The following is a 12,962-nucleotide window of genomic DNA, read 5'->3' on the forward strand; positions in this document are numbered from 1 at the left end:
GTTTCGCTCGGGGCGTGGGACACGTCCTCGGCGCTCACGGCGTCCTCGACGGCTTCGGCGGCCTCGATGTCCTCGACGGCCTCGGCGTCCTCGAACACCGACAGCCGGGGCGCGTGCAGTTCCTCGAAGCGGGCCGCGTCCTGGCGGGAGGCGCGGGCGGACCGGCGGGCCTGGCGGCGGCTCTGGTGGCCGGGGCCGCGCCCGCCGATGACCCGGGCGACCACGAACAGCACCAGGACCAGCGCCATCAGCACCGCCGCCGAACCGAAGCCGCGGGCGATCATGGTCGGTTCCGGCGACTTCACGAAGTTGAAGACGGCGAGGGGCAGCGAGATCATCGGCCCGCTCGTCGGGTCGGCGTTCAGCGCGGCGGTGAAGCCCGCGGTGAGCAGCACCGGCGAGGTCTCGCCGATACCGCGCGCGGTGCCGAGGATGACGGCGGTGGCGAGCCCGGAACGGGCGGTCGGCAGCACCACGTGCCACACCGTCCGCCAGCGCGGCGCGCCCAGCGCCTCCGAGGCCTCGGTCAGCGTGCCCGGCACCAGCCGCAGCACCACGTCCGACGCCCGGATCACGATCGGCAGCATCATCACGCTGATCGCGAAGCCGGCCGCCAGACCGGACTTCTGCATACCGAGGTAGAGGATCCAGGTCGCGTACACGGTCAGACCGGCCACGATCGACGGCAGCGCGGTCATCGCCTCGACGATGGTCCGTACGAACCGCGAGAAGCGGCCCGGGATCTGGTTGAGGTAGATCGCGCAGGCGATACCGAGCGGCACGGTGATCGTGAGCGCGATGGCGATCATGATCAGGGTGCCGAGCATCGCGTGCGCGATACCGCCGTTGGTCAGCGGGTCCAGCGGACCGGCCGCCTGCATGTCCTGGGTGAAGAAGTTGCCGTGCAGCAGCGCCTCGCGCCCGCGCCAGGCGGTGAACCCGACGACGAGGACGAGCGCCGAGATCATCAGCAGCGCCGCCGTCCACAGCACGACGGTCATCACCCGGTCCAGTACGGCCTGGCGGTCCTCCTCCAGACCGGTGAGCACGGCGTAGATCAGCAGGAAGGACAGGTAGGCCGTGACGGTGAAGCCCAGCGCTCCGGAGAGCGGGGCGAGTTCACCGAACAGCAGCACGGTCGTGCACAGCCCGGAGGCGGCGGCGCCGGCCAGCGACAGCACACCCGAGCGGGTGAGTCCGCCGATGGGCCGGGGCCGGTCGGGGAACTCCACGGGGTCGGGGTCGGCGACCCGGGCACCGGTCCCGGCCGCGACCGCTTCCGGAGCAGCCGCGGGCAGCGTCTTGGTCTCGTCTACGACGGTCATGTCAGGCCTCTCAGTCGCTCTGCGCGCCGGAGCGCGAGCGGGCGGCGATGGAGGAGGCGGTGAAGTTGACCGCCAGCGTCAGCAGGAACAGGGCCAGGCCCGCCGCCATCAGCGCCGACATGCCGAAGGGGGACGCGTCGCCGTAGTGCAGGGCGATCAGCGAGGACACCGAGTTCGAGCCGGTCTGGAGGATGTGCGGCTGGATGGTGAAGACCGGCGAGATGATCAGGTACACGGCGATCGTCTCGCCGAGCGCCCGGCCGAGGCCCAGCATCGTGCCGCCGATGATGCCGCCCTTGCCGTACGGCAGGATCACCGCGCGGATCATTCCCCAGCGGGTGGCGCCCAGCGCGTACGCGCCCTCGCGCTCGCCCGCCGGGGCCTGGGCGAACACCTCGCGCATCACCGAGCACTGGATCGGCGCGACCATCAGCGCCACGACGATCCCGGCGACGAAGGTGGAGGCGGTGTAGACGCTGTCGGAGGCGAGCGGGTCGCCGGGCTGGGCGCCGTCCACCGTGAACAGGGGGATCCAACCGAACCAGTCGGACAGCCAGCGCGACAGACCGATCACGTGCTGCTGGAGGAAGAACAGCCCCCAGAGCCCGTAGACCACCGAGGGCACGGCGGCCATCAGGTCGACCAGGGTGACGAGGGTGCGGCGCAGCCGGCGCGGAGCCACGTCGGAGATGAACAGCGCGGTCCCGAGGGCCAGCGGCACGGAGATGGTCACGGCCACGGCGGCGATCAGCAGCGTCCCGGTCAGCACGGCCGCGATGCCGAACCGGTGGACGTCCGGCTGCCATTCGGGGGTGGTGAGGAACGACAGGCCGGTGGCGCGCAGCGCCTGACCGGCCCTCATCAGCAGGAACAGGCCCACGGCCGCCATGATGGCCAGAACCGCGACCCCGGTGGCCGTCAGCTGGACCCGGAAGATCCGGTCACCGAGACCCCGTCCCGCATGGGGTCTCCGAGGAAACGATTCTTTCCCTTCCGGTTCGACATCCCCGGGCATGTCTCCCCCGGGTCTGTCGGGTTCTTCCCGCTCGGACTCCACGTACGTACGCCCCTCACCCGGAAACGACTCTCCCCGCGCGGTGCCGGAAGGCAGCCGCGCGGGGAGAGTCAATGGCCGGATCCTGTCGTCCCGACGCGTCAATTGTGGACACAGGGTGAATCGTTCATGTCATTTCAGTGGGCTAGTTGTGCGGGCGGGCTTACATCGCGCCGGACGTGAACTCCCCCTGACAGAACCAGGCCTGACGGACATCACCCGACAGATCCCGAAGGTCCCGTGCGACCCGGCGGATCCGGCAGGTCACACGGGCGGGCGGGGGCCGCCGGTCCGGGTGATGGCCGACTCGACGGCGGCGACCCGCTCGGCGAGCACCCCGAGAGCGGCCACCGTCTCGGACAGAACACCCGTCAGCGCACCGGTCAGCGCCTCGGCCGTCGCCTCGGCCGCAGTCCCCGTCGTCGCCCCTGCCGTGGTCCCGGTCGTCGCCCGGGGGAGCGGGCCGTCGTCGGGTCCGCCGAGTCCCCGAGCACGCAGGTACGACGCCTTCACCTCGGCCCAGCGCGCGGCCTGCGCTCCGGACAGGGTGCCGCGCAGCTCGGCGAGTTTGAGCAGGTTGGCCTCGGCGCCGGTGGTGAGGGTCTGGGCCTCGGCCCGGTAGTGGTCGCGGACGACGGCGTCGAGTTCGGCGTCGTTCATCACCGGCCGGATCGCCTGGACGATCTTGTTCATGTCGCGGTAGGAGCCCTGGAGCCGGAAGGGCGGCTCGGTGCGGGCGTCCTCGCTCTGCGCGGCGGAGGCGATGTAGGCGGAGTTGACGGCGAGGACCGTCCCGCGCGCGGTGAGCAGATGGCGCAGGACGGCGCGGACCCGGTCGAGTTCGGCGGGGGCGTAGGGGTGGGCGAGGTCGTCCGCGCGCGCCGTGGGGTCGTCGGCGGCCAGCCGCAGCAGCAGGTCGAGGTCGGCGCGCTCGCGGCCGGCCAGCGGGGCCAGCACCGGGTTCGCGGTGAGCGCGTTCTCCACGAAGCTGACGGAGAAGGCGTCCTCCTTGCCGGTCAGCACGTCGCCGAGGTTCCACACGTCGGCCCGGCTGGCGAGCATGTCGGGGACCTGGAAGCGGCCGCCGGACTCGGTGTAGGGGTTGCCCGCCATGCAGACGGCGAAGCGCTTGCCGCGCAGGTCGTAGCTGCGGGGCTCGCCGTCGTGGACGCCCTCCATCCGGCGGGTGGCGTCGCACAACGGGATGAACCGCTGGAGCAGTTCGGGCGAGGTGTGCTGGATGTCGTCGAGGTAGAGCAGGGTGTTGCTGCCCGCCGCCAGCGCGAAGTTGATCTTCTCGACCTCGCGGCGGGCGGTCGCGTTCGGGGCCTCGGCCGGGTCGAGCGAGGTGACGGCGTGACCGAGCGCGGGGCCGTCGACCTTGACCAGGACGAGGCCGAGGCGGTCGGCGACGTACTCCATGAGGGTCGTCTTGCCGTAGCCGGGCGGGGAGACGAGCAGCAGCAGACCGCCGGTGTCGGTGCGCCTGGACTCGTCCGAGGTGCCGATCTGCCGGGCGAGGCTGTCGCCGACGAGCGGCAGATAGACCTCGTCGACGAGACGGTTGCGCACGAACGTGGTCATCACCCGCGGCCGCAGCTCGTCGACCCGCAGCCGGGCGCGCTCGGCTGCGAGCAGCGCGGTGCGCCGGGCGCTGTAGGCGCGGTGACCGGGGACGGCGTGGGCGCGGAAGTCGTCGGTGCGGGCGAGGAACTCGTCGAGGCGCAGCGTGAGGGTGCGGCGGGTGATGCGCGGGTGGGCGCCGAGCAGCCCGGTCACCGCCGCGGTCAGCGGTGCCTCGCTCTCGTGGCGCACCAGCTCCGGGCAGAGTTCGGCGGCGACGGCCTCGGCGAGGTCCCCGGGGCCGGTGTCCGCGCCGGTGGCGGCGGTGTACGCGGACAGCCATCCCTCGACCAGTTGCCTGCGGTCGTCGAGGGTGTCGAGGGCGGCGAGGTCCTGCTCGTAGGCCGATGTGCCGACCGTGCGGCGGAACTTGTCGAGGAGCGTGCGGGCGGCCGCGCCGATGACGAAGCCCTCGGGTCCGGTGGTCAGTTCGTCGAAGAGGTACGCGGCCGCCGGCGCGCCGATCTCGGCCGCCAGCTCCGCCCGGAGGTCCGCGATCGCGGGCACGGTGCCGAACGCCTCCCGGGCCCGGGCCAGCGACACCGCCCGCCGGGTCAGGCTCTGGCGCCGGGCGGCCTCCGTGCCGTGTGCCCAGAACAGCTGGGCGGCGGCGCGGGTGGCGCTCTCGTGGCGCAGCACGCCCGCGCCCGTGTGCAGCCGCAGCAATGCGGTGAGGATCGCGGTGGCGTCGTGGTCGTGCACCCCGCGCTCGTAGCCCTCGTCGTACGCCGTCCGCGCCGCCCGGCCGACCAGCGCGGGCAGGTCGGCGTCGGCCAGGGCGGCGGGGCCGTGCTCGGCCAGCAGCCGGGCCGCGAGGTGTTCGGCGCGGTAGACGGTGGCGGACTCGGAGGGCAGCGGCCGGTCCCAGTAGGGGCGGGTGGCGGCGAAGTCCGGGTCGGTGACCGGGGCGCGGTAGTCGGTGCCGGTGAGCGCGAGGGCGAGGCCGTCGCCGTGGGGGACCAGCGCGAGGTCGAGGGGCTGGGTGTTGACGGCGAAGGTGTGCCGTCCGAGGCGCAGGGTGCGGCCGCCGTCGGTGTACAGGTCGGTGCGGTCGCGCAGCGCGCGGTGCGCCTCCTGACGGGCCGCCTTCAGGCGTCCCGCCAGCTCTTCGGCCCGGCCCGGGTCGCCGAGTGCGCGCAGTTCGTCGGCCGTGCGCCTGACCTTCTCGACCAGCGGGTCGGAGGTGAAGAACGTGCTGATCGCGTCGGCGGTGTCCAGTGCGGCGGCGCGGCGGGCGAGCGTCGCGAGGACGCGGGCGGCGGCGGCCGCCAGCTGTTCGGTGCGGCGGGCGCGGGCGTCGGCGAGGGTCTGCTTGCGGGCGGCGAACGCCTCGTACACCTCGGTGCGCCGGTCCGCGAGCTCGCCGAGGAAGTCGTCGAACTCGGTGAAGCGGGCTTCGAGGTTCTCCAGCTGCACGAGCAGGGCGGCGAGCCGGGTGTCGCACGCCTCCTCGGTGTCGGCCGCCGCGAGGGCGCCGACGACCGACTGCCCCAGCAGCGCGAACTCGGCGGCGAACTCGGCACGCCCCTCGTTCTCGCGCAGTTCGCGGCGGCGGGCGTCGAGGGTGGCGCGGACGCGGTTGACGCCGCCCAGCACCTCGGCGACGCGCTCCAGGATCGAGGTGCGCACGGTGGCGTCGCCGACGTCGAGTCCGGCGACCACCTCGGTGACCGTGCGCAGGCCGTCGTCGAGCTCGTCGAGCCGGCCGGTCAGGGGTGCGGCCTCGGCGGCCGTCGGGATCGCCTCGGCGGCCGCGAGCAGCCGCTCGATCTCCTGGTGGTGGCCGGCCAGGGAGTCCTCGCGGGCCAGGAAGGTCACCGCGCGCTGCCCGAAGGAGACGAGGTCGGTGCCCACCCCGGCGGCGAGGTCGTCGATGCGGGCCGTGTCGGCGTACCGCAGCTCCTTCAGGTTCAGCAACCGGCCCTGGGCACGCCGCAGTTCGGTCAGTCCGGTGACCCAGGACGCGGCGTCGCGGGGTGCCTCGCCGCGCAGCCGCCGGACGAGCGAGGTGATCCGCTCGGCGGACTCGTCGAGGGCCTCGGCGGCCCGGCGGGTCAGCGTCCGGACCGTCTCGAACTCGGTGACGACCTGCTCGGCCGTGTCCCTGAGCGCGTCCAACGGGGTGCGCAGATCGCCGAGTTCGGGCTCGGCCAGCCAGTGGTGGGTGTCGGCGATCCGGACGCAGGCGGCGCGCAGGGCCTCGTACACCTCGGTCGTGGGGGGCGTCCCGGCGACGGACCCGGCGAGGGTCAGACAGTCGGAGATGCCCCGCACGAGGTCGGCGTTGCCGATCCGGGACAGCGGCCCGGAGCCGGCCGGGCGGGCGGCGGCGCGGGTGTCGGAGTCGTACGGCGACGTCCACAGCTGGAGCGGATGCACCCGGGCCGGTTCGGCACCGGCCGGGTCCGTGCGCAGCACCGTCAGCGTTCCGTCGTCGAAGAGCGCCCAGCCCTGGCAGGTCAGCGGGGTGGAGATCTCCTTGCGGATCAGGTTGTACGGCAGCAGGAGGCTGCGTCCCGCGCCGGGCGCGTGGTACGCGTACAGCACGTCCTCGCCGTTGGGCGAGCGCACCTCGCGCTCGAACTCCAGGCCCTCGGTGTCGAGGTCGAACGTCCGGTGCGCGCCGGTCGCCGCGAGGCAGTAGCCGCCGGGGAAGACGATGCCCTGGTCCTCGGGCAGCCGACGGCACGACTGCCCGACGGCGTCGAGCCGGACCACCGTCTTCGTCAGGGTGTGGAAGACGAAGTGGCGCCAGGCGGTCTCCTTGTAGGGGCGCACCCGCAGCAGGAGCAGGGCGCCCACCCGCGCGTGTCCGATCTCCGCGTCGGCGAGCGACTGGAGGGGTTCGTCGACCGGCTCGGTGTGGATCGCCCGGTCCGTCTCCGTGTCGTCCTCGGTCTTGACGGCGAGGCTGCCGCCGACGGTCGTGACGAAGACCTCGCCCTCGACGGACACGTGCGGGCGGCGGCCCGGGACGTGGTCCTCGCGGGTGGTCGCGGTCCAGGTGAAGTCGTGGGACGGCGGGAAGACGTGGTCGCGCTCGCCGCGCGCGTCGAGGAACGACACCCGGCCGTCGTCGGCGAGCGCCCAGCGCAGCACCCGGATGTCGTCCGGCTTCTCCCCGGTGCGGAAGACGGCGAGCAGCCGGCCGTCGACGTGGCGCAGCCGCAGCAGGCGGGTGTCGCGGTAGTAGCGGTGCAGGGCGGCGAACTCGCGGACGAAGCCGGGGTCGTCCAGCAGACCGGGCACCGCGTCCTCGGGCAGCCGGTTCAGGTCGCGGTCGCGCAGGGTGAGGACGTCGCCGACGGCCGCCTCGGAGCGCAGCCCGACGACGGTGCGGGCGCCGAACAGCAGACGGTCCCCGACGGCCACGACGTCGGCGGGCAGACAGGCCCGTTCGGTGCGCAACTGCCCGGTCCCGGCGAGCGCGAGCCGAATCGCGCCGAACTCCTCCACCCGGCGGGAGTCGAGCGCCTGCGCGCGGCGGGCCAGGTCCGCGGCCTGCGCGGCCAGCCGGTCGCGCAGCACTTCGTACGTGCCGGCGTCCAGGCCGGGTTCCGCGGCGGGGTCCGGAGCGGTCTTCGGGCCGGTGTCCGCGGCGGTTTCCGGGCCGGTTGCCATGGGTCGGGTTCCCTTCGAGACGTTCGGGAGGTACGACCCGCAGCCGCCGTCCCCTGCACGGCGGCTGCGGGCTCACGGGCGGTCAGACCCGGACGCTGCCGTTCAGCGCGGTCAGCGGCAGGTCGGACAGCCCCAGCTCGCCGGCCCGGTCCATCAGCTGCTGGAGCCGGCCTGCCTGCGGAGCGCCGCCCGACTTCATGAGCTGCATCAGCAGCGCCGACACCGTCAGGTTCTGCACGTCGGAGGTGGACACCTGGCCGAGGATGCGGCCGAGGTCCTCGGTGAAGCTCGACGTCCCGTCCAGCCAGGGCTTCGCCAGCGCCTGTGCCGTCGCGGAGTTCTCCACGAACCCGTCGACGCTCTTGCCCAGCGCGATCGAGTTCACCAGCCGGTCGAAGAACACGGACTCCCCGCCGACGATGTCGATGTCGGCGTGCTCCAGACCGGTGGCCAGCACCGTGGCCTGCGCCTCGGCGACCTGCCGCTGCACGTCGAGACCGGCCAGCCGGATCTCCTTCTCCGCCTGGAGCCGCAGCCGGTACTCCTCGTGACCGCGCGAGGCGTCGTCGAGGGCCGCCATCGCGGCCGCCTTCTCGGTCAGGCCCGCCGCCTCGGCCTTCAGCTTCTCGCCGATCGCGGTGGCCTCCGCGAGCGCCTTGGCCCGCGCGCCCTCGGCCTCGGCCCGCAGCAGCGCCTCGGTGCCCTCCGCCTCCGCCTGCATCCGCGCCCCGGTGGCCACGGCCTGGGCCCGGCCGGCCTTCTCGACGACCTCGGCCTCCTTGTCGCGGACCTGCACCTCGGCGAGTCCGGCCGCGGCCGTCTCCGCCTGGACGCCCTCGGCGAGCCGCAGCTTGGCACGGGCGTCGAGGTCGGCGGACTTCAGCCGGGCCTCCGCGAGCGTCAGCTGCTCGGCGGACCGGTGCCGGGCCGCCACCTCCGCGGCCTCGGCCGCCTTGATGTCCTTGACCAGCTTCTCCTGGGCCTCCGCCTCGGCCGCGATGATCACCGACTGGCGGGTCCGCTCGGCCTCCTCGACCACCCGCAGCTTCTTGATCGCCTCCTCCTGCTCGGCGACCGTACGGTCCACGGCGATCCGCTCCCGCACCACGTCGGCGACCTCGCGGCGCTCCGCCTCGACCTCCTTGTCCTTGGCGATGGCCGACAGCGCGGTCTCCCGCTCCCGGGCGATGACCTCCAGCAGGCGGTCCTTCTCGATCCGCTCGTTCTCGACGGCGATGACCCGCTCGCGGTTCTTCTGCGCGACGGCGATCTCCCTCGCCTGGTTCTCCCGCTGGACGCCGAGCTGCTCCTCGGTCCGCAGGAACGCGCCCTGCGCGCCGAGGCGTTCCTCCTCCTGCACCTTCGCGGTGGCGGCCTCCTCGCGCGCCCGCAGCGTCTCGACCTCGCGCCGCTGCTTGATCTCCGCCTCGGCCTGCCGGCGCTCCAGCTCCAGGATGGTCTCCCGGGCGTCGACGTTCTGCCGGGTGATCTCCTTCTCCTCGGTGCGCTGGAACTCATTGGTGCGCACGTGCTCGACGGTCGTCAGCTCGGTGATCTTGCGGATGCCCTGGGCGTCCAGGATGTTCGCCGCGTCCAGCTGCGACATCGGCGTCTGCTCCAGGAAGTCGATCGCCGCGTCGTCGAGGTGGTAGCCGTTCAGGTCGGTGCCGATGACCTGGATGATCCGGTCCCGGAACTCCTCGCGCTTGGTGTAGAGGTCCACGAAGTCGAGCTGCTTGCCGACCGTCTTGAGCGCCTCGGAGAACTTGGCCGCGAAGAAGTTCTGGATGGCCGCCGGGTCGCTGGCGGTCTGGGTGCCGATCGCCTGCGCGACCTTGATGACGTCCTCGACGGTCTTGTTGACGCGGACGAAGAAGCTGATGTGGATGTCGGCGCGGATGTTGTCCTGGCAGATCAGACCCTCGCGGCCGGTGCGGCGGATCTCGATCGTCTTCACCGAGATGTCCATGTACTCGGCCTTGTGCAGCACGGGCAGCACCACCGCGCCGGTGAAGGTGACGTCCACCTTCTTCGTCTTGGAGATGATCAGCGCCCGACCCTGCTCCACCTTGCGGAACAGCGCGCTGATCATGAACAGCGACGCGACCGCGACGAGGAGGACAACGGCGACGAGCACGGCGAGGCCCACAGTGATGGCATCCATGGCATACGTCCTTGAGGCGTAAGAGAAAGAGGTGAAGCTTGAGGCGTGAGGTGGTCGGCGAAGCCGGGGCCGGAGCGCGCGGCTCTCAGGTCCGGTCGCCCCGCGGGTCGAGCGCCGCGTCGTACGGCGCGACCCAGAAGAACTCGCCGGCGTCGTCGTAGGCGTACAGCAGGCCGGTGCTGCCGCTGCCCAGCGGGTCGGTGCCGGTCTGGCGGACCTGGACCAGCGCGGTCGAGCCGTCCGCGGCCGCGACCTCCGCCTGGCCGAAGCCGGCGTCCACCCGCCCGGTACGGATGGTGCAGGTCAGCCCGACGAAGTCCAGCCGGGACGGCCCGCGTTCATCGGGCATGAGCCGGTGCAGCGGCCGTACCAGCAGGCGGGTGAGCCACCGGGCGAGCAGCACGGCGCCGACGAGCACCGCCACCCCGCCGAGGACCCGCGGCACACCCGGCGGCGCCAGCGGCTCCAGCAGGACCGTCGCGCACAGGCTGAAGAACCAGGCGAACGCCGTCAGCAGCGAGAAGGCCACCGTCACCGGTACCCCGCCCAGCCCCCAGCCGTCGAAGTGCGCGTGGGCGTGCGCGTCGAAGCCGTGTGTCTCGGCCGCGCCGAACGCGACCAGGAGCCAGAAGGCGACGACCACGATCAGGGCGGACGTGAACAGCAGCGTCGGAAAGCCGGTGACGGCCGTCAGAAACGCCTGCATGTCCCCTCCCTCGTTCCGTCGCGGCGACCCCCCGCCACGGCTCCCGGCCGGGCACGGACGCCGGACACCTTGCCGGTGTCCGGCACCCGGACCGTCCGTGCTGCTCCCCTGCGTCCATGGTGCAGTCCAATGAACACTCCGCGCATTGCCGGTGTCCGGCAACGTTCACTAGGGTCTTGCTGCCGGTCGGCGTAAGGAACGCGCCGCCGAGGCGTCAAGAAGGCGGAGGCAGGGTGTCGGAACGGGAAATATCCGAGCAGTATCTGGTCGGATACGCCCAACTCCTGGCGGACGTCGCTGCATCGGGCCGCCGGCTGACCCGCGACGAGATCGAGGACCGGCGCGCCCTCGGCGAACGGGCCGCCGAATCCGGCCACGGACTGCGCGCCCTGGTCGGCGCCCATCTGGCCGCCACCCGCGCCGCCTGGCCCGGCACCCTGCGCACGGCCGACAGCACCCTCGCCGCCATGCACCAGGCCGTCGACGCCTTCGCCGAGGGCTACGAACGCGCGCAGCGCCTGGCGGTACGCCAGGAGGAGGCCGCCCGGCGGGAGTTCATCGACGACCTGCTCCACGGCCGCAGCAACCTGGGCCGGCTCGCCGAACGCGCCGAACGCTTCGGTCTGCTCCTGTCCCACACGCACGCCGTCGCGGTCGCCCAGGGTCCCACCGCCTACGACGAGGGCGACCCGGCCGCCCGCCAGGTGGAGCAGGCGCTCATCGGCCGCTTCGGCGACCGCAGCATCCTGTTCACCACCAAGGACGGCCGGCTGCTGTGCGTCGCGCCGGGCGACCAGGACGAGGTGCTCGACTACTTCGCCCGGCAGGCGCACACGGCGACGGGCGGCGGGCGGATCGCGATCGGCCGCGCCCAGCCCGGCCCCGGCGGCATCAGGCAGTCCTACGAGGAGGCGCTCAACAGCCTCGAACTGGCCGAGCGCCTCCGGCTCGGCGACGCCGTCCTGCGCGCCGCCGACCTGCTGGTCTACCCGGTCCTCACCCGCGACCGGCAGGCCATGGCCGACCTCGTCCTGAACGCGCTCGGCCCGCTCACCGCCGCCCGCGGCGGCGCGCAGCCCCTGCTCGACACCCTCACCGTCTACTTCGACTGCGGCTGCGTCGCCGCGGAGGCCGCCCGGCGGCTGTCGCTCAGCGTGCGCGCCCTGACGTACCGGCTGGAACGCATCCACCAGCTCACCGGCGCCGACCCGGCCTCCCCGACGCACCGCTACATGCTCCAGACCGCGGTCATCGGCGCCCGGCTGCTGAACTGGCCGGCCTCCAGCCTGTGAGCCGGCCCGAGCCCCGGCGGCAAAGGCGCGGCCGGGGCCGGGGCTTGCGGACCGGGCCAGATCTTACGGGCCGGTGACGTGCGCGGCGTGGCGCTGGAGCGGCGTGGGCCCGGGACCTAGCGTGCAAGCCATGCGTGTACTGGTCACCGGCGGTGCCGGATTCATCGGGTCCCATGTCGTCGAGGCCCTGGCGGAGCACGGCCACGAGGCCGTCGTGTTCGACGTGCACGCGGAGCCGGGCGCCGACGTCCGCGACGCGGCGGCGGTGCTGCGCGCCCTGTCCGGCGTGGACGCCGTGTGCCACCAGGCGGCGATGGTCGGACTGGGCAAGGGTTTCGCCGACGCGGCGGAGTACGTCTCCCGCAACGACCTCGGTACGGCGGTGCTGCTCACGGCGATGGCCGAGGCGGGCGTGCGACGACTCGTCCTGGCCGGGTCGATGGTGGTGTACGGCGAGGGGCGGTACCGGTGCGAGCGGCACGGGGTGGTGCGGCCGGGGCCGCGGGCCGTCGCCGACCTGGCGGCCGGCCGGTTCGAGCCCCGGTGCCCGCACTGCGGCGAGGAGCTGACGCCGGGGCTGGTCGGCGAGGACGCCCCCGCGGACCCGCGGAACGTGTACGCGACCACCAAGCTCGCCCAGGAGCATCTGGCCGCCGCATGGGCCCGCGCGACGGGTGGTTCGGCCGTGTCGCTGCGCTACCACAACGTGTACGGGCCCCGGATGCCCCGCGACACCCCGTACGCGGGCGTCGCCTCCTTCTTCCGCTCCGCGCTCGCCCGCGGCGAGGCCCCCCGCGTCTTCGAGGACGGCGCGCAGCGCCGGGACTTCGTGCACGTGCGGGATGTGGCGGCGGCCAACCTGGCCGCCCTCACGGCCGCCCCCCGGGAGGGGACGCTGACCGCGTACAACACCGGCAGCGGCGAGCCGCACACCGTCGGGGAGATGGCGCGGGCGCTCGCGGCCGCCGTCGGCGGGCCGGAGCCCGTCGTCACCGGGGAGTACCGGCTCGGCGACGTCCGCCACATCACCGCGGACTCCACGCGCCTGCGGGCCGAACTGGGCTGGACGGCCGAGACCGGATTCCAGGAGGGGATGCGCGAGTTCGCCCGGTCCCGCCTTCGCGGGGACGCCGGGTAGGTCCCGGCCGACCGCTCCGGCGGCCGGGGACGCCGCCCG

At 73.4% G+C, this 12,962-nt stretch carries 7 protein-coding genes; 2 read left to right on the plus strand and 5 right to left on the minus strand.

From position 1 onward, the window contains the following. From pstA to FNH09_RS23165, 5 genes are all read right to left on the minus strand, one after another. Window positions 1-1,325 (minus strand): phosphate ABC transporter permease PstA (pstA, locus tag FNH09_RS23145; RefSeq protein ID WP_152891063.1); only part of this gene is annotated, 1,325 nt, incomplete at its 3' end. Between the two features lie 10 nt (window positions 1,326-1,335). Continuing rightward, window positions 1,336-2,340 carry a phosphate ABC transporter permease subunit PstC gene (gene pstC, locus FNH09_RS23150; RefSeq protein ID WP_274390260.1) on the minus strand — a complete coding sequence of 335 codons (1,005 nt, stop codon included), beginning with the start codon at window positions 2,338-2,340 and terminating at the stop codon, window positions 1,336-1,338. A gap of 303 nt (window positions 2,341-2,643) precedes the next feature. Beyond that, a complete protein-coding gene (locus FNH09_RS23155; protein ID WP_152891066.1) occupies window positions 2,644-7,623 on the minus strand; it encodes a DNA repair ATPase in 4,980 nt (1,659 codons plus the stop codon). Between the two features lie 82 nt (window positions 7,624-7,705). After that, window positions 7,706-9,787 (minus strand): flotillin family protein, encoded by a 2,082-nt coding sequence (locus tag FNH09_RS23160; RefSeq protein ID WP_152891068.1) that lies wholly within the window; start codon window positions 9,785-9,787, stop codon window positions 7,706-7,708. Window positions 9,788-9,872: 85 nt separating this feature from the next. Further along, window positions 9,873-10,493 (minus strand): hypothetical protein, encoded by a 621-nt coding sequence (locus FNH09_RS23165; protein WP_152891070.1) that lies wholly within the window; start codon window positions 10,491-10,493, stop codon window positions 9,873-9,875. Between the two features lie 233 nt (window positions 10,494-10,726). Between FNH09_RS23165 and FNH09_RS23170 the strand changes: the two genes are divergently transcribed. Together FNH09_RS23170 and FNH09_RS23175 are read left to right on the plus strand one after the other, a co-directional pair. Further along, entirely contained in the window at window positions 10,727-11,785 is a 1,059-nt protein-coding gene (locus FNH09_RS23170) for a helix-turn-helix domain-containing protein (protein ID WP_162468968.1), read from the plus strand. Window positions 11,786-11,915: 130 nt separating this feature from the next. Beyond that, the gene (locus FNH09_RS23175) at window positions 11,916-12,923 is read left to right on the plus strand and encodes an NAD-dependent epimerase/dehydratase family protein (protein ID WP_152891075.1); all 1,008 of its coding nucleotides are present in this window, start codon (window positions 11,916-11,918) and stop codon (window positions 12,921-12,923) included. Window positions 12,924-12,962: the final 39 nt, after the last annotated feature.

This window comes from Streptomyces adustus (assembly GCF_009377175.1).
Taxonomy (GTDB): domain Bacteria; phylum Actinomycetota; class Actinomycetes; order Streptomycetales; family Streptomycetaceae; genus Streptomyces; species Streptomyces adustus.

Coding starts and splice junctions, on each gene's coding strand:
- pstC (WP_274390260.1), bottom strand. CDS start 2,340: ATGCCCGGGGATGTCGAACCGGAAGGGAAAGAATCGTTTCCTCGGAGA.
- FNH09_RS23155 (WP_152891066.1), bottom strand. CDS start 7,623: ATGGCAACCGGCCCGGAAACCGCCGCGGACACCGGCCCGAAGACCGCT.
- FNH09_RS23160 (WP_152891068.1), bottom strand. CDS start 9,787: ATGGATGCCATCACTGTGGGCCTCGCCGTGCTCGTCGCCGTTGTCCTC.
- FNH09_RS23165 (WP_152891070.1), bottom strand. CDS start 10,493: ATGCAGGCGTTTCTGACGGCCGTCACCGGCTTTCCGACGCTGCTGTTC.
- FNH09_RS23175 (WP_152891075.1), top strand. CDS start 11,916: ATGCGTGTACTGGTCACCGGCGGTGCCGGATTCATCGGGTCCCATGTC.